The sequence below is a fragment of the Candidatus Ozemobacteraceae bacterium genome, from assembly GCA_035373905.1.
Classification (GTDB): Bacteria; Muiribacteriota; Ozemobacteria; order Ozemobacterales; family Ozemobacteraceae; genus MWAR01.
Genome location: DAOSOK010000001.1, coordinates 25,139 through 44,186, shown reverse-complemented (window position 1 = coordinate 44,186; position 19,048 = coordinate 25,139). Strand labels below are relative to the sequence as shown.

Below are 19,048 nucleotides of genomic sequence, written 5' to 3'. Positions count from 1 at the left end.
ATACAGCACTATTTGAAAAGCTCTTTCATCCGCCGGATCTGCTCTTCCTCGGCAAGGCTGGCATCGCCTGCCGCGCCGATCACCGGCTCCGTCGCCGCCAGATCGTCGGGTTGCTGGGAAACCCGATGCTCGCCCTTGTCCGGTTCGCCGCCGCTTCCGCTCGCGGCGGAGGCGCTCATCATCCGCTCGTAATTCGCGCGGTCGATGGCGGCGATTTTTTCGAGCGCTTCCTTCTGGAGAGGATTTCCGAACTCCCTGAGCACGTTGAAATGCAGGCGGGCTTCATCCAGGCGATCCAGGCGGATCAGCAGCGAGGCGAGTTCGAACCGCATCGCCGAATCCCGTTCGTTTTCCTGCACGTATGCTTCGAGCAGGGGAAGCGGATCGGCGCGCCTTCCCGCCGCCTCGGAGCAGATGACGAGGCGCTGAAGGAAGCCCTGGTTCTTCGGATCCGAACGCGCGAGTTCCATGAAATGGGGCGCGGCCTCGGCATGGCGGTTCAACTGGTACAGGCTCTCGGCCACCAGCAGCCTGAGATACGCGTCCTGAGGGTCGGCTTCCTGCAGAGGCACCAGCAGGGCCAGAGCCTCTTCATACTGACCCTGAGAGTAGCGGATGCGCGCGAGAGGCAACGGAGGAATCAGCGGCTCGTCTGCCTGCCCCTTCCACCCGTCGAGAATCTTCACGGCTTCGTCCGTCTTGTCCTGTTGTAGGAGAAGGTCGATGAGCGCCCGCGGCGCTTCGGGATCCAGCGGATACTCCTTCATGAGCGCGCGAAACATCGCGCCGGCGCCTTCGAAGTCGGATTCATCCCAGCGTCGATAGGCGAGCTTCATGAAGAATTTCCGGCGAGCGGCCGGATCAGCGCTTTTTCCCCTGCCCCGTTGGTCGAGAAGATAGTCGGCCAGCGCAGGAAACCCGCGCGGATTCGGAAGACGGTTCATCGTCCCGAAGATCCTCATCGCGAGCGTTTCGTCGCCGCGCGCAAGGGCAACCTCTCCCCGCAGGAACGCGAGCAGAACCGAGGAGGGGTGTTTTTCACGGAGAAGATCGAGACGCTGCTCAGCCCTGTCGAACCGCTCGATGATCCGGTCGATGAGCAGAATTCCGAGTTCGGTTCTGTTGCTGTTCCGCCCCTCGGCGATTTCTTTTTTGAAACTGCTCATCGCACGCGCCAGATCGCGGGCGCGAACGGCCTTCGACACGGGAATTCCGCCGAGGATCACAAACCGGTAGTATAACTGGACGCCCTTGAGGTGGTTCTCCTCCTCGAGCGCCTGGAGTGCCTGAAAATAGATGTTCTGGATCTTCTCGTTCCGGTCACCCGCCGCGAAAACCGGCGCGCTGCCGCCCAGCGCGAGACCGACGACGACCAGGATATAGACGAATTTTTGTATACTCACCGGCCGGAGTCCTCGAGGAAGTGATCCTGCAGAACGTCGGAAGGCGTCTGCGGAGAACCGGGAACGAGCTCGCCACTGGTGTCATCTGGGCGCACGGGTTCGCCGCCCGTCGGCTCCTGGCCGCCCGGCGTCAGGGCAGACGGGGCGTCGTCGGCACCGTCTCCGATATCCAGGCCGAGCCGCGGGGTATACTCCTGGACGCCGGTTTTCTCCGCATAGGCGAACCAGTCGGCCAGGCGGGCGACGGGCGGATCGGTCACCACCGTGCCGCTCCTCACCTCGACGCGCTGTCCGGCGACAACCGCGTCACTTTCCCCCGCGACTTTTGCGGTGCCGGCCTGAACAGTCACGATCATGCGGCCGTCCTCAGAGAGAAAGAAATCGGCGGCGGAGTCGCGTTCGAGATCGATCGTCGACGAGGCGGCCTGGATGCGGAGAGGCAGGATCGTCTTACCCTGCTGGACGCACAGTTCACCGCGCACCAGCTCGAGACGCAGGGAAAAAATGCGCAGAGCCGAGTTCGGGCGGACGCGCAACAGGGAGCGCTCGCCGAGCCTGATACGGGCGGTCTCGTCCGCGCCGGTCGAGACAAGCGAACCGCTCGGAATGAGCAGGTCGGACCGCAGGGTTTTTCCCGAAACGCGGGGCTTGCCGCCGGGAGCTTCGAGCGTGCCGCCCCCCGGAAGCAGGGCCGCCATTCCCGCGACATACAGGTCTCCGAAGCGGACATGCCCGGATTTCACGGCTTTCGTCGTCCCGCTCGCCGTCGTCTCGACCGCATCGAGTCGGGCGCCCGCCGGAGGAACCAGGCCGGTCATCGCCAGGAATGCGACGAACAGCGCTCCGGACCACTTTTTCGTGATTTCCGTTCCGTCTCTCATATCGGCCCCACTTCTTCCGGTCTATTTTATTTTGTCGATGAAGGCGCTTCCCGTCGGGTTTGCCGGGCGGTATCCCTGAACGAGCCTCGAGCTGCGCCGCAATCGCTTTATTTCCGCTTCGAGATCGCTCCGGGCCTCCCGGAGGCGCTTCGCGACCAGTTCGTCGACGTCGACGAGGGCTGCCAGAGCTGTCCTGAACCGAGCGGCATCTTCGAGGGCCGGCAGGGAGCCCGATTCGAGGGTCTTCACGACCTGCAGAAGTCCAGCGACGGCATGCTCGGAACCTGCGGCGCCGAGGGCCGAAACGAGTTCGAGCTCGATGGCCTGCACTTCCTGGATCACGAGGTCGCGATGATCGAGCATCTGAAGCACCCGGTCGAGGGAAAACTCGGTCTGGGCAAGCAGATCGCGCCCATCGTCGGCCAGTTCCCCATACAGGAGGGTCAGCCTCTGCAGACCCGCCTGCAGACGTTCGCGAAGCGAAGCATCGATGTTCATGCGGGGCGGTTCTCCCTGTTCACGCTCGCCCGCTCAATTCCCGTTTTTTGCGGCAACGAGCTTCGTCAGGCGCTCTTTCAGCGCGTCGAAAAGATTGTTCGAGAACAGGATCGTCTCCTTGTGCTGCGCGGAAACGGCCTGGCCGCGGCGATCGCAGCCGGTGAACGTCTCGATGATGGAAACGCCGGTCCGGCCGAGCTTGTGGATGGCGAGCAGGAATTCGAACGGCCAGAAGAACCCCCTGAAGCCTTGCGGCGCCCGGGGCATGCCCGGATCGCCGACCATGACGAAGATCGGGAAATCCTTCTCGTCATACGCGTTGAAAAACCAGGTGGATTCGTCCCAGGCGAGGTAGGAATCCTTCTGGTTGAAGGAGTAGACACGCTTCACCCGTTCGGTGAAGTTCATGGAGCCGACGATGATGTCGGAGCCGTCGGAGTGCGCGAGTTTCTGCTCGATCGTGTTGATGTTGAAGGGAACGCCGCGCTTCTCGAACGCCACCGTTTCGAGCTTGAGGATGGCATTGAAGCGATCGATGACGAGCGGCTGACTTTTGAATCCCAGAGCCATGGCGAGCTGCCCCTGCAGGCGCTCGTATTCGACCCTGAGCTGTTCGCACACGGCCTTGAGCTGCTCGACGTGCTCGGGATCGGAGCGGAGTTTGAGCGTGGCGGCGCGAAGCTGGTTCTTGGCCTCGACGTATTCGCTGCGAGCCTTTTTCACGAGCATCTGCTCGTCGGCGATGGTGCGTTTTTTGAACCCCCGGGTCGCCGAGATGGCGGATCCGGTCTCGCGGATGTCGCTGATGATGCCGGAGAGATTCAGGCCGTCGCGGCCGGTCCGCTGAATTTCGAGCAGTTTCTCCAGCTCGCCCTGGACCATGGCGGCCGTCGGATAGCGGCTCGCCGGATCCTTGGAGAGCAGCTTGAGAACGATCTGCTCGAGCTTCTGGGGAATCTCGGGAACGAGCTGGCGGGGCGGAGGGAAGTTCCATTTCGTCTGGGAAAGGAAGACTTCCATCTCCTTCTTTCCTTCGAACGGAAGGCGGCCCGTCAGTTTCTCGTACATCACCACTCCGAACGAAAACAGGTCGGAAACCTGGTCCACGGGCTTGTTCATCAGCTGCTCGGGACTGGCATAGACAACCGTATATAATTTTTCGCCCGGCTGATCGAATTCACCGGACTCATCGAGCTTCTTGGCGATGCCGAAGTCGATCAGGCGTGGGGAGTATTCCGGCCCGGTCAGGATGATGTTGTGCGGCTTGATGTCGCGGTGGACGATCCCCTGTTTGTGAACATATCCCAGGGCATCGAAGCATTTGATGAATAACGTCAGGTATTCTTCGATGGTCGGTATGGACTGCTTGACGCCGAGCGTCGTCGCCGAGTTGCTCCGCGGGAAGGCATCCATCGAAAGGCCCTTGACGTATTCCATCACCAGGTAGTGGTAATCGCCCTCCTGGCCGGCTTCGATGAACTTCACGATGTTGGGGTGGCTCAGCCCCTTGAGAATCTGCCCTTCGAGCTTGAACCGCTCGAGAATGACGGGCTCTTCCACGCATTCCGGGGAAAGCAGTTTGATGGCGACGAACTTCTCCGACTTCAGCTCGATGCCGATGAAGACGGACCCCATCCCTCCGCAACCGATCAGGTCGAGGAGCTTGTAGCGGGTCAGTTCGGGGGGGGCGATCATTGCCATCGTTCAGCGGTTCTCCCGGTCAGAAATGGATCACTTCTTGGTCGTGACGAAGTCGATGCGCTCCTGGGCGTTTTTGGCAATCTTGGAGCCCGGCTTGAGGCGGATCACTTCCGCCCATTCCTTCTGGGCTTCGGCCTGCATCCCCTTCTTGAAGTAGCTGTTGGCGAGATAGTAATGCTGGTTCTCGTTGCTGGGCTTGATCGAAAGAGCGCGCTTGTAGGTCTCGATCGCCTTGTCGGTCTCGTTGTTGCTGTAATACATAAACGCCAGCCAGTCGAGAAGATCGACGTTGTTCGGGTCGGAAACGAGCAGCTTCTCAACCTCGGCGATGCCTTCGCCGGTGCCGGACGTGTATTTCGTCAGGAGCTCCTCTTCCTCTTTCTTCATTTGGTTCTGGAGGTCGTTCCCCGAAAGAACCTGCTTGAAGCGCTTCGAGGCGACGGCAGCCCGTTCGTCGTCGGCCTGGCCGGCCCCCATCACGTCACCCGGCGACGCCTTGTCTTTCGACATGAGCAGCACCAGCACGATGGCGACGAGCACCACCACTCCAACGATAATCATCAAAGTTACCGCGTCCATACCTTTTTCCCTCCTGCACTCAGGATGTTTTTTCTTCTGTCGTATCGCGTCGGCCGCCCGGAACCCCGGTCAGCCGAGTATTCCCCACTCACCGAGGATCGATCTGAAGCGCTGCCACGAGTACCGGCCCGGATACGATACCGGAAGCTCGTCGATCAGCACGGCCACGGCCGTCGCGTTGTCCGGACCGCCGCCTTTGCAGGCAAGCTCGACGAGCCGTTTCGCCGCGCCGTTGAACGGCCTGCGGGCGAGTTCTTCCCGGATGATGTCATCGGATACGGGTCCGTAGATGCCGTCGGAGCAGAAGAGCAGAGTGTCGCCGACAGCCAGTTCCAGGACCGTCGTATCCACCGTGATGAACTCCCGGACGCCCAGCGCACGGCTGAGAATGTGCCTCGCCGGGTGGCATCGGGCCGCCGCCTCGTCGAGTTTTCCCGCCCGAACCTGCTCGGCGACGAGAGTGTGATCGGACGTCAGTTGTTTCAGTTGGCCGCTCCGAAGGAGATACACGCGCGAATCGCCGACGTGGCAAAGGATCATCCGGTTATCCGAGATGAACCCGGCCGTCAGCGTCGTTCCCATTCCCTGGCAATCGGCGTGTTTCTTGACATACTCCCAGATCGCAAAATTGGCCTCGAGAAAGGCGCTTTCCACCTCGGCCGGCCCCGCGACACGGTCGGGACGCTGGCTCGACAACCACGTCTTCAACGTCGCCGTCGCGAGGCCCGACGCCACCTCGCCCGCCGCATGGCCGCCCATCCCGTCGGCAACGCCGAACATGCATGCGCCGGCAGATATGGCCGGTTCCTGCCAGGGAGGAATCGCCAGCGAACTGTCCTCGTTATTCTTGCGAACGAGGCCACGGTCGGTGTGGAACGAGATCTGCAATCGACGGCCTTTCTCCGGCATCTCTACTACAGGGGGCATTATAAACGCGAACACAGGGCCGGTCAAGCAGGAACGGCGCGGGAACGGCCAGAGCAGGACCGCCCCCGCGGCGCGGTCAGGGAATGAAATTCTTCACGATGAGGGCGACGCCGCACAGGGACACGACTCCGCCGGCGATGAGCAGCCAGAAGACCCGCGACTCGGCGTCGGCGACCAGTTCCTCCTCGGATTTCGTCGTGATGACGAACGAGACGTCGCTCTTCACCCGTTTGGCGATGGTCGGGGCCTCGCCGCCGGAATGAAGTTCACCGAGAACGTATCCAGGCTGTCCGACCGGGAAGATGACTTCCTTGTGCTCGATGCCGAGGATGCGATGGTTGTTGTCGAGCTGTGGCAGGGAGCTGACGTATCCGGCCATCAGGCCGCCGGTCGCAAACACCTGGCCGATCGACGAGGCCGGGGCCTGGTCGAACCTGTCGACGACGGTGATGCCGTCGATCTCGGCGTCTTCCGGCCGCACCATTACGCGGCCCGTCGAGTCCTGGATCCAGAAAGGGACCATCGATTTCTCGGAACGGACGACGCGGTATTCGGTCTTCGTCTTGCGCTCCTGCTGCTTGGTCTGCTGGTTGGTCTCGAAATAGGTCACCTCGATCCGCTCGCGGCTCTCGCAGCTGAACCAGACGCACTGCTTGCCGGAAAGCGGTGCGGTCAGCGGGGAATCGCACTGGATGTTTCCCTTCACCTCGACCGCCTTCCCCGGCGAGACGGCCCCGTCTTTCAATTCCTGGGCCGTCGAGGTCCGGGTGCCCTTGATCTGTGCGACCTTCATCTGCTCGAGATGACGCCAGTATAACAGCGCAAGGCCTATAACGAGAACGAATATACCGACAGCTACCATCTTTTTTTCCTCCATCCTCTGCTCAATTGGTATTTGAGAACCGGCATGCCGGTATCATGTACCATTCTTTCCTCTCATGACAAGAAAAACATGCCGCGCGTGCGACAACGAACAGAGCGTCCCGGTTTTCTCTCGCCACGTGATACCATAGGAATCCGGAGGAAAACGTCATGGGGATTCCGTCACGCCTGCTACGGGTGGTCAAATCGTACGTCAACTCCTGGCTCGGCCGCTCTCTCCTCGATTTCGAAAACGGGGATGTTCCATGGCCGGACGAAGAGGAAGATGCCGACCGCGCTTCGGCCGGCCATCGCCGCCCGGGCCGTCCCCTCGACGCGCGCCTTCGGCGGTGCTACAGCCGCCTCGAACTGCCGCCCGGCTCGGATCTCGCGACCGTCCGCCGGGCCTGGAAGGAGATGATGATGCGGTATCACCCCGACCGGTATGGGAACGAGCCGGAGAAGATCGAAACCGCCACGCGCCTCTGCCAGGAGCTCACCGAGGCCTATCTCGAGCTCTCGCGTTATCTGAAGGAGACCGCCTCCTGAGGAGCTGGTGAGTCCCGAGGAAGACCCCCTCGTTTGCCGGCCCGTTCCCGATCCGCGCCGGTGGCGCTCCGGAGGGGGGTGTGATATCATCATGTTCCGCAGGCACCCCGGCTGTCGCCGGGTCGGTTTATATACTATATAATATATTTGGAAAGGAACACTGGCGATGGGAACAGACGCCCCGGACGTCTGGAAATCGGGCGCGCTCGTCGAGCACTACAACACCCTGTTTCCCTTCGACGAGCAGGAAATCCTCGAGTATCTCGCCCCCCTCGAACTCGGTCCCGATGACGTTTTCATCGATTTCGGCTGCGGGAACGGCTCGGCGTTGTCGATCGCGGCGAAGCTCTGCCGGCGCGCCGTCGGCGTCGACATCGCGCGCCAGCAGCTCGACATCGCCCGGAAGCGACTCGAGACGTATCCGAACGTCAAGCTTCTGGAACTGCCTTTTCTCGACTGCCGCCTCGAAGGCGAGACCTTTACCCGAGGCTCCTCCCGAAAGGCGCTTCACCACCTGACGGACCCCGAGAAATTCGACTTTTTCGCCCTGGTCGGAAAACGGTTCGCTCCGGGCTCGAGATTCGTCATCGAAGACGCGGTCTTCGATTTTCCCCGGAGCAGGCTCGGGGAGAACATGGCTCAGGTTCTCGCCGATGCGGAGCAGTGGTATGGCGAGCGGTGGTCGAAGGTTCGGGAGGACGTTCTGATCACTCTCAGGGAGGAATTCGCGACCGGCATCGACGCATGGGAAGAGGCATTGCGCGCCGGCGGTTTCCGCATCGCGGAGCGACGCCGCAGAACCTGCTTTCTCAGTCATCTGACGGCAATCAAGGAAGGATAAGGCAAAGGGAATGACGGACACGGAAAGGATTGCGCTGTTCACCCCCGGCTGTCTCGGCACCTGCTGGTACGGCAAGTATCACTATCTCGAGCCTTGGGCGGGCTGCGAGCACGACTGCGACTACTGTTACGCACGGTACCGCTCCGCCGTGACCGCGAAACTCGGCGAACTCGGCACGAGCTTCGACAAGCCCCTTCCCCTCGAGGAATCCGGGGCGTTGGTCGAGGATATCCGCGACAGGCTGGCCCAGGGCGAGATCAAGATCCTGAAGCTGTCGCGCTACACCGATGTGTTCACCCCGCGCTACGTGGCGTCGGGTTTGGCGGCGAAAATCCTCCAGGTCCTCGCCGAGTCCCCGATCGACCGGGCGATCGTCACGACCAAGGGTCTGCCCGATGCGGCTTGCATCGAGATCATGGGAGCACACAACGCGAAGTTTTCGTATAACCCGGTATTCAAGCCGGCGGCTCCCGTGACGCTCGAACAGCACATCGCCCCCGTGGCGGACCGGCTTCGCGCCGCAACTCGACTCCAGGCTCTCGGCGTGCGCGTCACGGTGCATATCGACCCGATCGTGCCCGGTCTCGAGGACGACGAGGCGGCCGTGCGCGAACTGCTGAACACGCTGAAGTCGAACGGCCTCGAGAGGGTGATGTTTTCCACCCTCCTCCTGACGGAACCGATGGTCGGGGACATGCGGAAGCGCATCGGAAGCGAGTATACGGAACGCATCCTGTCTCACTTTGCCGTCGACGCGTCCCGCCAGCTTCTGCCGAAACAGGGGGAAACGACCTACATCGAACTGAAACCCGAAGCGAAGCAGTGCATCGTGGATCTGTATTCGCGTCTGCTGCGGGAGTTGGGTTTCGATTTTGTCCTGTGCGGGCTGAAGAGCGCCAGCAAGGGACTTCGGATCGACCGCGCAACATGCCCGGTCTGCGACGGGACATTCTATGCCTAAACTCTGGTTTGCGAATATCGAGGAAGTATTCGGAGAGTCGTTTCAGGCCGACGCCGGCGACCTGATGTCGAAAGTCAGCGTCTGGACGCCGCGGTTCCTGTTCCATGCGGCGCCTGGTGACGCGGTCATCGTCGGGAACGAGGTCGACCCGCGATTCGTTGCCTACGCCGCCGCCGTCAGCGGCTTCACCTCGACCCTGCCGGTCCTGTTTCCGTCGGTCACCCCGCGACCGTTCCTTCTGGCCGATGCGTTCATGGCCGATGCCGCGCTGATCGAAAAGGCGCGCGACCTGTGCCGCGGCGGCGACTGGATGCTGGAGCCGTACATTCAGACGACAAACACGCTCCGGGTCGCCGCCGCGATCGGCGTTCCGGCGAATCCCACGCACGACGTCCTGATCGAAGAGGGTCTGTCGCATCAGCTCAACGACAAGCTCGAGTGCAAGCGCATCGCGAGCCATCTCGGCATCGAGACCGTTCCCGGCGTCGTCGCCGACGATGCCGCCGGGCTTCGGAGGGCGATCAGAAGCGCCTCCCAGTTCCATGCCGGGGAGCTCATGCTCCGCAACGTGCAGAGCGCGGGCGGGGTCGGCAACCTGTGCGGAACGCCGTCCGACCTGCTTTCCCGGATCGACGACTGGTACACCGGCGGAAGCATCCTGGTCGAGCCGCGGCTCGATCTCGAGAGCACGCTCGGCTCGCTGGTCGACATCGAGCGACACGGCCCCGAATTCGTCGGGATCGACGAGCAAATCCTCGAAAACGGAGGCTGGGTCGGCTTCTCGTATCCCTTCACCGATCCGGACATCGCGGACCAGGTGCGCGCGGAAAGCCTGGCGTTCGGCCGGGCCGCCTACCAGCTGGGCGCCCGCGGGTATCTCAACCTCGACTGGGGCATCGTTCGCAACGGAGACGGGGTGAGGCGAGCCGTGCTGATCGAGTCGAACTTCAGGCACAACGGCTTTTCGCACCTGATCGACCTGGGAACGCGTCTCACCGGGCTTTCCCGCGGCACCCTCCACGTCCGGTTCCTCGCAACGCTCCCCGTCCGTGAGGAGTACGCAACGTTCGCCGGTCTGCACGCGGCCCTTTCGGGCAAACTGTCGAAGCGGGCGGCGTCCCTGTTGATCGCCCCCGCGGCCCGCGACGCCGGGGCGGTCATCGTCCTGCCCCCCGACGGCGGCAAGGCGGGCATCGCCGTGTTCGCAGCCGACCGTCGCGAGGTCGACGCCCTCGATCTTGCCGTGAAGGAACGGGTTTCGTGAAGAACCATCTCGTCGTCGTCTCGTCGTTTCTGCTGATCTTCGGCTTTTCGACGATCGACAGCGCGATCTCCCCGATGGTCGCCGAACTCTCGAGGCACTTCGGGGTCGTGATGAACCGGGTGCTGCTGCTGATCTCCTGGGCGACGATCGGCACCGTGACCGGCGTCCTGCTGGGACCGGCCCTGACGACTCGGTTCCGGGTGCCGACCCTGCTCGCGACGGCGACCAGCGGCCTGCTGGCAGGCCTTGCCGTTTTCCTCTCGACGAACTCGATGATGCTCGCCCAGCTCTCACGGCTCGTGTTCGGTCTTTCGTCGGGTACCATCGCGGCCTGCATGTGGTGGATCACCTTCTACGGGGTGCCGAAAAGCCACTATCAGGCGATGATGGCCGTTCTGATGTCGGCGCGGCCCCTGGCGACGGCCCTCGGCGTGCCGCTGGTCGGGATGCTCACGGCCCACGCCGTTTCCGCCCGGACCGTCCTGCCCGCCGAGGCGTCGCCGGGCGCGGCCGCCCCCGCCCTCTCGTGGCAGTATTCCTTCTGGCTGTTCGGCGCCATCATGGCCGTCGCCGGGGTCGTTCTCGTCCTGTCGCTCCGTTCCAGAGACAGCGAGGAGAAGAAACCGCTCTCGGTCGGCGGCATGCTCATGGACTACGTCAAGGCGTTCCGCATTCCGAAGGCGGCCGAGTATTATATCGGATTCACAATAAATAGAATGTGCTATTTCGGCTTCTACTGCGTCGCGGGCATCTGGTTCATCACCCACTACAGACTCGATCTGGCGAGCATCAGCAAGGCGCTGTTCGCGATCGGCCTCGGGGAAGCGGTGATCAACTTCGTCGTTCCCGCCATCCGGAACAGGCTCGGCCATGCGCTCACCTTCACAGGCAGCCTCGTGGCTTCAGGCGTCATTTTTCCCGTCTTCATCACCGGCGACCTGCCCTACGGGGCGGCGCTGGCCCTAATCACCCTGTTCATGATCCTCGATCGCATCTACTGCATGGCGATGGTCATCACCCTGCCCGAGATGTTTCCGCAGGCCCAGAACAAGACGGTGTTCGGCAGCCTCAACACGCTCACCGCCTGGGCCGGCCTCACGGCGATCGCCTGGTTGCAAGGGACGTTTCTGAACCTCGTCGGTCTCACGGCGGTCCAGTATCTGCTCATCGCCTGCTACATCGTCGGCTCCCTAATGCTGTACCGGGTCCAGGCCGCCACCGTTCTGGCCGCCGGACCCGCGCCGGCGCCGGAAGCGGAACATGCGTAACCCGTCCGACGCCGAACGCATCCTCACGATCGGCCCCGCATCGTCCTCTCCCGAGATGGTGGCCGCTCTCGGGCGCGTCGCGACGCGGTTCCGGCTGAACACCTCGCACATGTCGGGCGACCGGCTCAGGGAAAGCCTGTCCGGAATCGGACGTGTTTTCCACGACACCGGGCGTGTGCTGCCGGTCGTTCTCGACCTGCAGGGCGCCAAGGTGCGCATCGGCCGGTATCCCGAGGTCTCCGGCGTTCCGGCACGGGTCGAATTGAGGCTTGCCGATGCCTCCGACGCACCGGCCGTCATTCCCGTCCCACACGAGAGCGTGTTCGAAAAGACCGCCGTCGGCGACGTGGTGCATCTGAACGACCGCAGGGTCATTCTGCGCATCACCGGCCGGAACGGCCCCGGCTCGTTCGAAGCCGACTGCGTCCGGTCGGGGCCGCTCAGCTCGAACAAGGGCTTCAACTGCGAGAACCGCGTCTACGAACTGGTCCGGCTTTCTCCGCGCGATACCGAAGCAATCCGAATCGGAAACGAATTTCCCTTCGTGGAATACGCGGTCTCGTTCGTCCTCGACGGGAGCGAAGCCGGCCTGTTCAGGCCCCTTCTTGGAAACCGCAGGTTGATCGCGAAGATCGAACGTCCCGCGGCCCTCGATCGGCTCGCGGAGATCGACGCCCTGTTCGACGAAACCTGGCTCTGCCGCGGCGATCTCGGCGCCGAAGCGGATCTGCGCTACCTGGGCCGCCTTCAGGCAAAATATATCGCAGCATTTTCACGTTTGCACAAGCCGAAAATACTGGCGGGTGAAGTGCTCGGCTCGATGGCCGCCTCCCCCCTGCCCTCGAGAAGCGAGATCGTGCATCTTCATGACATTTTCACCGCGGGTTTCGACGGCATCGTCCTCTCCGACGAAACCGCCTCCGGCTCGCATATATCAGATGTTATATCCTTTATGATTTATTATTTTCATCTCTCGACGGACACTCCGTCGAACGTCTGAACACGCATCCCGCTCCCGGCAGAAGGACGACTCATCGTTTGAAATACGGGATGACGGCACTCCCCGCGCGTTCGACCATCCGCCACGCCAGTCCAAGGCCGGCCAGGTACAAGACAGGATAGAGCGTCAGCGAGAAGATTCCAGCCAGATGGCCCCGGATCTCCCAAAGGAATCGAAGGGTGGCCCGGAACGACGGGGAGAGGAAGAAACCTGCAAGAAAGACGGGGAACGCGATCTTCACGTACCATGCCTGGGGGCGCTTCTCCAAGGAATCCAAAGCCAGGATCATTGATCCAAACCAGGCACAGCTGACACCCAATATGATCCGTAAGAGCGCGTCGACAGCTCCGATGTCCGGAGATTCCGCGATGTTCACTCCACGCCGCCCCCACATGGAAACGGCCTTCAGGAACCCACTCATGTCAACGCCCGTCCCCATGAAGTCCTGGTTGGGATTCCCCTTGACTTGATTCAGGAGCGTCAACCCCGCGCCGAGAAGGGTCACCGAAAAGAAGATCGCCAGCCAGCACCCAAGAGCGAGAACCATGATCCCCCCAACCGTACGATTCGTATCCATGGCATTTCCTTTCCGCCGCATGCTTCACCATGCGTCTCATATATCAGGCGACAAGTATCACGAGCAATATGTATAGTATCCGCATCACCAGGTGCCCCCGTTCGCCCTGAGCCTGTCGAAGGGCGAGAGCATTCGTGCTTCGACAGCCTCAGCACGAACGGTATCGAGCATGCAAGCGATTGTCGTGTACCGTGTGACGAGGAGCAATGGTGAACTTCGACCAACTCCCCCGGAAGTCTCGGATTCCTCGGGAATTCAGGGCATCGCCTGGCAAGATACAGAAATCCCAAGCGGTCACCCAGGCACGCCAAACCACGATGAGCCGTTCTGATGATACCCGAGGCGGCCTTCGATGAGAAGCTGGGATTCCACGTTGCCTTTTTCGACGAAGCTGAGCGTCGAAACCGCCGCAAACCGCATCATTTGAGAGGCTGGCACGGTCGTCCGTCAGCCGCAACTATTCTCTGGCCCCGACATCCCCAGGCATGATAGATATTATTGTGTTTTCCAGAAGGAAAATCAGCCCTTCGCCCCGAGCTTGTCGAAGCCATTCCTGAGGATGACAAAGGAGACGAGAGCTTCTCGCCCTTCGACAGGCTCATCGTGAACGGGGACGTCGAAATGGCTTGTGTTGCGGAGGAATACAGAATCGTGAAAAAGAGATGGCGGTCCGAGAAGAGCGAAGAAACATTCATGCAGCGGAAAAGCCGGGAGAAAGGCAGGAAACAATGACAAGAAAAACGTGGTTCCTTTGTATCGCGTTGTCACTCGTCTTCATGTTTCCGCATTCGGGGCACTGTCAAAACACCGAACGAATCAAGGCAGTACAACTGATTGCGGATTCATTTCCAGGGAAGGTGCTTCTAAAGCCGGATTCAGGCGGTTCTGCCAAGATCGAACTCGGTTTCACCGAACTGGATCCCGACGAAACAAAATCGCTCTTGGAAAAATGCGCCAAAGCCGAGCTCGGCGAGCAATCTTTCAGGATCAAATCCCTGAAAGCCGATGCAGGCCAACAAAACGATCCTCAGAAAAGCGTTCTTCTGTCGGGAATGATCGTGTTGGAACATGTTCAAGAGAAGCCATTGAAGCCAGAAGACCATTTCTCTTTTGCTCTGTTTTCCCGGATATTGGAGTACGGCGGGTTCAATCCTCCGTTCAAGAAAGGCGAGCAGCCGCCATCCGATGCCAAAGGCTGGTTCACGACGGTTCAGACAGACCAGGAAGGCTCGGCAAGCGTGACCGGCTATGCCATTGATTGGCCCCGCCTTTCAGAAATTGCAACTGCTTTTGCCCCGAATTCCTCCAAGATGGCTTTATCGGTTTTTCAACGAGCTCGAGTCGTCAGCTTCACATTTCAAATTCCCGTCATTTCGGGCCAAATCGAGAGCTCCGGAGAAACCAGCAGTTTCTGGCGACACATGCGGGGGGTGTTCTCAAAAATCGATGGCGCAAACCTGCGGCTCATGGATCTCAGGGTTTCACCTCCCCTCAAGGACGGCGAACAAACCTCTTATCCGCTGGAGGCAGGTTTTTCGTCCATCGACGACCAAATTCCTGTCGTTTTCAGAATCTTGGAAGAAAGCGCCTTCGGATTTCGCTCGATGTTCATTTCCGTTTCGGCCGAAACCGACCCCTCCTTTGGCAAACCGATTCTTTCTTCCATCCTCCTGGGGAAAATCTCATTTCCCAATCCAGCTCCCGAATCTCCTTCCAGATTTCCAAACGAGGAATGGGCGACGCTTTTCACTCACAGCTCCTTCACCCCCGGCGTTACGAGGAAGTCAGGTCTTGATCCCAGCAATGGCGTCTGGTTTACCCATGTGAGGGTTGATTTGGACCGGAAAATTTCCATCAAAGGCTACGCTCAGACGTCGGAAAAGTTGAAAGCATTCGGAATTGCGCTCAAGAAATCAAATCTTTTCCCCGTTTTGAAGATGGAAAAACCGACAAAAGTCCTGTTGTTCGACGTTCCGGTCGGGCAATTCGAGATCACGGGCGAACTCAAATAACGAAACTCGAGATATCTTCAGACGAGCTCCAGCCAGGCTTTCTCTCGGAGCCGACGGCGATGAATTTTATATATTTCATTATTTATATATCGATGCATTTGCGTCTGCCGGGCTTAGTCCTGCATCGTTCCTTCTTCTTCTGAGTTCAAAGGGGATTACGATGAACATCAAACTGTTCAAGTGGCTCGACCGACTGGTGCCGATCGCCGAACCCGCCCGTGAAATCAACACCCCCGTCCGAACCTTTTTCTACGGGTTGAAGCTGATTATGCGCGGATTGTTCTTCGTCGTCCTCTTCAGCGTCCTCGCCTTTCCACTGATGCTCTTTCTTCAAAGGCTTCTGGACTTACCCCCCGGCGACTTCTTGGATATCTATGGCGTCGGATTCACTCTGATGGCTCTGACCATCATGGACTTCTGGCGCGGCTTCCTGGCCGTGGTCATGGCCACCAATGGCAAGGTGTCCCAGGGAAAGCCGCCGGACGGCGTGGAAGCCAGCCTGTTCGTGGCGGCCGTCACGGTCTTTTTCATCTCTGCGGCTGGGTATGATATTGTTAAATATAATCTACAACAATGGCTGGCCACCCGGTCGGAGATCAGCAAGAACCTTGAACTTCTCAGCCGAGGCCGCGACTACTGGAACACACAGGTCCGCAACAAGCCCGTCGCCTGGGAAACGTTTGAAGGGACCGACCTTTCCGGCATGGATCTGCGGGGGTACTATTTTGCGGGCATCAATTTCCGAAAGGCCCGCCTGGTCGGCACCCGCTTCGATGACAGCTGCATGACATACGCCGATTTCAGGGGCGCCACTCTCGACGGCGCGTCGTTCAAGGGCGCGATTCTCGATCGCACGAGATTTGACAAGGCACGTCTGCGAAAGGTCGATTTCACCGGCGCCTGGCTCGATCCGAAGATATTTCAATCCGCCGCCGCCACCGAAGGCCTGATTCTCGATAAGCTTCAGCCCGTGAAAAACGCCTTCCAGCTCACCCGGCAACTTTTTCCGAACTGCCGCTAGGGCTTCCTGCGCACCAAAAGGCAATTGCGTGTCCCCTTTCGTGATACACCTCTCTCGGCCAACATCACCAGAAAGGCATGATGAGATTCGGGGCACGGCGATCAGTGGCCGATGACCGGATTACACAATCTTTGGAAACCCAATCTTGATGAAGGCACAACAGGATTTCGGCAAGGAGACGCCTAGAATTTGGCAGTCCTGCAGAACTGTTCTGAAGATGTCGATACATTTACTTGGCACGATGTTTGCTTGCCTTGCCGAGAGCATTCAACCTGTCTTTTGGAGGATTTCATGAAATTTCAGCGTTTTTTCAATGCCCTTGTGCTCGTATGCATCGCTTGCACCCTGACCGGTTGCGGCCAGGGAGGCAACGGCGTTTCCCCGGTCGCTTCCAGCATTTCGGAAAACGGTTCTTTCGTCATGGCTGCCGGTACAGCCGCTCCCAAAGAGACCGGCGTTGATCGAATCGTGGCCTACGGGATAGACATCGCCGCGCTGCCGTTCATCAAGGAGAACCTGCGCAACAGCTGTCAGGCCCACTTCAACGCGGTCGTGACCGCCTACGATCAGGAAGCCTACGACACGGCTCTCACGGCGTTGCAAGAGTTCGCCGGCTATCTTGAAGCCCAGCACCTGAAGGGTATTCCCGAAGAGACGTATCAGAAGCTGAAATCCTTTGTCGATGCTCTCACCCTGAACATCACCGCCGTTTCGATCTCTCTCGATCCGGCGGCCGTCACCCTCAAAACGAACCAGGTGTTCGACCTGGGATCGGTTGCAGTGACCGCCACACGCCCCGACGGCACCACCGGTCGCGTGACGCTGGCCATCATCTGGACCGGTTCATACGTCTCCGGCACCGCATTCTCGGCTCCCGCAACGGTCTGGAAAGGCGTTGTGACCTGCAGAGTCGCCAATAAAACCGCCGAGCTGAACGTCACCGTCGTCCCCCCCATCTCTTTCGATATGCCTCTCAACGCCGACTGGTTCAAAAACCACGGCATCTGCCAGGCCACGCAGGACCACATCGACGCGATTCGGATCGCCTACGAAGCCGGCGATCCGGAGACGGCAAAGCTGGCGCTGGCCGATTTCATCAAATTCATCACCATCCAGGCCACGCCGAATCCGAAACAGGAAGCCGGCATCATCCCGGCCGGGTTCGAAGCTCTCAAAGCATTCGCCGACTCTCTGAGCCAGTCTCTCGATTGATTCCCGAGCCCGCCGGGCGCGCCTGCCCGGCGGCTCCTCTCGTACGGCTCCGCGCCTGCCAGGCTCGGGGTCGTTCTTTTCGTCCATTGCTCCAAGGGCTTCACAGGCGATCGACGAAGATATTCTCCGGATGAGGCCCATACCGAGAGTACGAACGAACCGGCCCGTCATTCGAGCGACGGGCCGGTTCTGTATGTTTGAAACTATTTTTCCATCTCGAGCATGGTGAGGGCGAACACCTTGGCGTCGCCGATCAGATTGTCGAGGATACAGTATTCGTTCGGCATGTGAGCCGTCTCGTCCTGTTTCGAGTAGACGACGGCAGGCAGATTCATCTTGCGGAACACGGCCGCGACCGTGCCGCCGCCGATTCCCTTCGCCTTCGGCTTCGCGCCCTTGTAGATCTTCTTGACCGACTTGATCATGGCGCCGACGATCGCCGCGTCGACCGGAGTCGGCGGAGCCGCCTCGGCGCGCTGGAGGTCTTCGAAGCTGATCTTCACGTCGAACTTCTTCTCGATCTCTGCGGCGAGCCGTTTGATCTCTGCCTCGACCTGGGCCAGCGGATACTGGGGCAGTATGCGGGAATCGAGATAGAACACGTCGTCGCCGGGCAGGGTGTTGACGTTGGGCACGTTGGCTTCCTTCTTGGTCGGCTCGAAGGTGCTCATCGGCGGATCGAACAGCTTGTCCTTCGCCTTGAACGTCTTGTACAGGCTGCCGAGCTTCACGACGAACTCGCTCGCGGCGCGGAACGCGTTGCGGCCGAGATGCGGCATCGAGGCGTGGCACTGTTTGCCCTGGGTGCGGATTTTTTGCCACCAGATGGACTTTTCGGCGATCTCGACGAGCGAGGCGTCGGCGGCGCCCCCGTCGGGGACGATGAACATGTCGTTCTTGCCGAAGACGTCCGGGTGTTTCTCGGCCATGTAATGCGCGCCGTATTCGCTGCCGGTCTCTTCGTCGGCGTTGAACAGGAGGGCGACGTCGAACGGCATGCGCACGCCGCACTCCATGAGGGCGCGCACGCACAGCAGGCTGGCGACCAGCCCCTGATGATTATCCTCGGTGCCGCGCCCGTACAGCTTGTTGCCGTCGATATGAAGCTGGTAGGGATCGGTGTTCCAGAGAGAACGTTCGCCGGGCGGGACGACGTCGAGGTGGGTCATGATCCAGAACGTCCGGTCGGACTTCGTCCCCTTATAGCGGGCGACGATGTTCGGCCGCACCCCGCCCTTCGCCTTCGCGTGGGGGGCGTCGTACCGCTTGATCTCGTCGAACTTCAGTTTCGCGAGTTCGCCCTGGAGCCATTCGGCCTTGGCCAGCTCGCCTTCGCCGCCGTTCTCGGGACAGACGGCCGGGTGCGCGACAAGACCGCGCTGGAGGTGGATCGCATACTCGGAATACGTGGAGATCTTCTCGAGGATCTGCTTGTCAACGGACATGCTCTGCTCCTTAGAAGGGAATGTTGTCGGGAGTATACACCTTTTCGC

General features: G+C 60.4%; 19 protein-coding genes. 9 read left to right on the top strand and 10 right to left on the bottom strand.

What is annotated here, in order from left to right; all coding sequences use genetic code 11:
- Nucleotides 1-8: 8 nt before the first annotated feature.
- The 7 genes from PLU72_00225 to PLU72_00195 form a co-directional block, all read right to left on the bottom strand.
- Nucleotides 9-1,403 (bottom strand): tetratricopeptide repeat protein, encoded by a 1,395-nt coding sequence (locus PLU72_00225; protein HOT26579.1) that lies wholly within the window; start codon nucleotides 1,401-1,403, stop codon nucleotides 9-11.
- Nucleotides 1,400-2,284, bottom strand: a complete 885-nt coding sequence (locus tag PLU72_00220) for a hypothetical protein (GenBank protein ID HOT26578.1) — start codon at nucleotides 2,282-2,284, stop codon at nucleotides 1,400-1,402. Before PLU72_00220 ends, PLU72_00225 begins: the two co-directional genes overlap by 4 nt.
- Before the next feature lie 21 nt (nucleotides 2,285-2,305).
- Nucleotides 2,306-2,782, bottom strand: coding sequence for a hypothetical protein (locus PLU72_00215; GenBank protein ID HOT26577.1), 477 nt, complete (start codon nucleotides 2,780-2,782; stop codon nucleotides 2,306-2,308).
- Between the two features lie 33 nt (nucleotides 2,783-2,815).
- Complete coding sequence (locus PLU72_00210; protein HOT26576.1) at nucleotides 2,816-4,483, bottom strand: serine/threonine-protein kinase; 1,668 nt, start codon at nucleotides 4,481-4,483, stop codon at nucleotides 2,816-2,818.
- Nucleotides 4,484-4,513: 30 nt separating this feature from the next.
- Entirely contained in the window at nucleotides 4,514-5,062 is a 549-nt protein-coding gene (locus PLU72_00205; GenBank protein HOT26575.1) for a tetratricopeptide repeat protein, read from the bottom strand.
- A gap of 69 nt (nucleotides 5,063-5,131) precedes the next feature.
- Nucleotides 5,132-5,950, bottom strand: a complete 819-nt coding sequence (locus PLU72_00200; protein HOT26574.1) for a protein phosphatase 2C domain-containing protein — start codon at nucleotides 5,948-5,950, stop codon at nucleotides 5,132-5,134.
- Nucleotides 5,951-6,065: 115 nt separating this feature from the next.
- Nucleotides 6,066-6,851, bottom strand: coding sequence for a GIDE domain-containing protein (locus PLU72_00195; GenBank protein HOT26573.1), 786 nt, complete (start codon nucleotides 6,849-6,851; stop codon nucleotides 6,066-6,068).
- 170 nt (nucleotides 6,852-7,021) lie between these two features.
- On the opposite strand from PLU72_00195, the gene PLU72_00190 reads away from it, so the two are divergent.
- The 6 genes from PLU72_00190 to PLU72_00165 all read left to right on the top strand — a co-directional run bounded on the left by PLU72_00190 (nucleotide 7,022) and on the right by PLU72_00165 (nucleotide 12,733).
- Nucleotides 7,022-7,399, top strand: coding sequence for a J domain-containing protein (locus tag PLU72_00190; protein HOT26572.1), 378 nt, complete (start codon nucleotides 7,022-7,024; stop codon nucleotides 7,397-7,399).
- Between the two features lie 166 nt (nucleotides 7,400-7,565).
- Nucleotides 7,566-8,240, top strand: a complete 675-nt coding sequence (locus PLU72_00185) for a methyltransferase domain-containing protein (GenBank protein HOT26571.1) — start codon at nucleotides 7,566-7,568, stop codon at nucleotides 8,238-8,240.
- A 10-nt stretch (nucleotides 8,241-8,250) separates the two neighbouring features.
- Complete coding sequence (locus tag PLU72_00180; GenBank protein ID HOT26570.1) at nucleotides 8,251-9,201, top strand: hypothetical protein; 951 nt, start codon at nucleotides 8,251-8,253, stop codon at nucleotides 9,199-9,201.
- Nucleotides 9,194-10,465: a hypothetical protein gene (locus PLU72_00175; GenBank protein ID HOT26569.1), complete on the top strand. Its 1,272-nt coding sequence runs from the start codon at nucleotides 9,194-9,196 to the stop codon at nucleotides 10,463-10,465. Before PLU72_00180 ends, PLU72_00175 begins: the two co-directional genes overlap by 8 nt.
- The gene (locus PLU72_00170; GenBank protein ID HOT26568.1) at nucleotides 10,462-11,733 is read left to right on the top strand and encodes an MFS transporter; all 1,272 of its coding nucleotides are present in this window, start codon (nucleotides 10,462-10,464) and stop codon (nucleotides 11,731-11,733) included. Before PLU72_00175 ends, PLU72_00170 begins: the two co-directional genes overlap by 4 nt.
- The gene (locus PLU72_00165; protein ID HOT26567.1) at nucleotides 11,726-12,733 is read left to right on the top strand and encodes a pyruvate kinase; all 1,008 of its coding nucleotides are present in this window, start codon (nucleotides 11,726-11,728) and stop codon (nucleotides 12,731-12,733) included. Before PLU72_00170 ends, PLU72_00165 begins: the two co-directional genes overlap by 8 nt.
- A 31-nt stretch (nucleotides 12,734-12,764) precedes the next feature.
- Here PLU72_00165 and PLU72_00160 read toward each other — a convergent pair whose 3' ends face one another.
- Nucleotides 12,765-13,310 (bottom strand): hypothetical protein, encoded by a 546-nt coding sequence (locus PLU72_00160; GenBank protein HOT26566.1) that lies wholly within the window; start codon nucleotides 13,308-13,310, stop codon nucleotides 12,765-12,767.
- A gap of 294 nt (nucleotides 13,311-13,604) precedes the next feature.
- The gene (locus PLU72_00155) at nucleotides 13,605-13,748 is read right to left on the bottom strand and encodes a hypothetical protein (protein HOT26565.1); all 144 of its coding nucleotides are present in this window, start codon (nucleotides 13,746-13,748) and stop codon (nucleotides 13,605-13,607) included.
- Nucleotides 13,749-13,972: 224 nt separating this feature from the next.
- Here PLU72_00155 and PLU72_00150 point away from each other — a divergent pair, with 224 nt between their 5' ends.
- The 3 genes from PLU72_00150 (at nucleotide 13,973) to PLU72_00140 (ending at nucleotide 17,555) form a co-directional block, all read left to right on the top strand.
- The gene (locus PLU72_00150; protein HOT26564.1) at nucleotides 13,973-15,322 is read left to right on the top strand and encodes a hypothetical protein; all 1,350 of its coding nucleotides are present in this window, start codon (nucleotides 13,973-13,975) and stop codon (nucleotides 15,320-15,322) included.
- Nucleotides 15,323-15,482: 160 nt separating this feature from the next.
- The gene (locus PLU72_00145) at nucleotides 15,483-16,343 is read left to right on the top strand and encodes a pentapeptide repeat-containing protein (GenBank protein HOT26563.1); all 861 of its coding nucleotides are present in this window, start codon (nucleotides 15,483-15,485) and stop codon (nucleotides 16,341-16,343) included.
- Between the two features lie 291 nt (nucleotides 16,344-16,634).
- Nucleotides 16,635-17,555 (top strand): hypothetical protein, encoded by a 921-nt coding sequence (locus tag PLU72_00140; GenBank protein HOT26562.1) that lies wholly within the window; start codon nucleotides 16,635-16,637, stop codon nucleotides 17,553-17,555.
- A gap of 203 nt (nucleotides 17,556-17,758) precedes the next feature.
- Here the strand turns inward: PLU72_00140 and PLU72_00135 are convergent, their stop codons facing one another.
- Complete coding sequence (locus tag PLU72_00135) at nucleotides 17,759-19,000, bottom strand: M20 family metallo-hydrolase (GenBank protein ID HOT26561.1); 1,242 nt, start codon at nucleotides 18,998-19,000, stop codon at nucleotides 17,759-17,761.
- Nucleotides 19,001-19,048 lie beyond the last annotated feature (48 nt).

Bases quoted from the DNA above. Each gene is read 5' to 3' on its own strand.
- PLU72_00135 (HOT26561.1), bottom strand. From the start codon at position 19,000: ATGTCCGTTGACAAGCAGATCCTCGAGAAGATCTCCACGTATTCCGAG.
- PLU72_00175 (HOT26569.1), top strand. From the start codon at position 9,194: ATGCCTAAACTCTGGTTTGCGAATATCGAGGAAGTATTCGGAGAGTCG.
- PLU72_00195 (HOT26573.1), bottom strand. From the start codon at position 6,851: ATGGTAGCTGTCGGTATATTCGTTCTCGTTATAGGCCTTGCGCTGTTA.
- PLU72_00150 (HOT26564.1), top strand. From the start codon at position 13,973: ATGGCGGTCCGAGAAGAGCGAAGAAACATTCATGCAGCGGAAAAGCCG.
- PLU72_00190 (HOT26572.1), top strand. From the start codon at position 7,022: ATGGGGATTCCGTCACGCCTGCTACGGGTGGTCAAATCGTACGTCAAC.
- PLU72_00210 (HOT26576.1), bottom strand. From the start codon at position 4,483: ATGGCAATGATCGCCCCCCCCGAACTGACCCGCTACAAGCTCCTCGAC.
- PLU72_00220 (HOT26578.1), bottom strand. From the start codon at position 2,284: ATGAGAGACGGAACGGAAATCACGAAAAAGTGGTCCGGAGCGCTGTTC.
- PLU72_00185 (HOT26571.1), top strand. From the start codon at position 7,566: ATGGGAACAGACGCCCCGGACGTCTGGAAATCGGGCGCGCTCGTCGAG.
- PLU72_00145 (HOT26563.1), top strand. From the start codon at position 15,483: ATGAACATCAAACTGTTCAAGTGGCTCGACCGACTGGTGCCGATCGCC.
- PLU72_00140 (HOT26562.1), top strand. From the start codon at position 16,635: ATGAAATTTCAGCGTTTTTTCAATGCCCTTGTGCTCGTATGCATCGCT.
- PLU72_00215 (HOT26577.1), bottom strand. From the start codon at position 2,782: ATGAACATCGATGCTTCGCTTCGCGAACGTCTGCAGGCGGGTCTGCAG.
- PLU72_00205 (HOT26575.1), bottom strand. From the start codon at position 5,062: ATGGACGCGGTAACTTTGATGATTATCGTTGGAGTGGTGGTGCTCGTC.
- PLU72_00160 (HOT26566.1), bottom strand. From the start codon at position 13,310: ATGGATACGAATCGTACGGTTGGGGGGATCATGGTTCTCGCTCTTGGG.
- PLU72_00165 (HOT26567.1), top strand. From the start codon at position 11,726: ATGCGTAACCCGTCCGACGCCGAACGCATCCTCACGATCGGCCCCGCA.
- PLU72_00180 (HOT26570.1), top strand. From the start codon at position 8,251: ATGACGGACACGGAAAGGATTGCGCTGTTCACCCCCGGCTGTCTCGGC.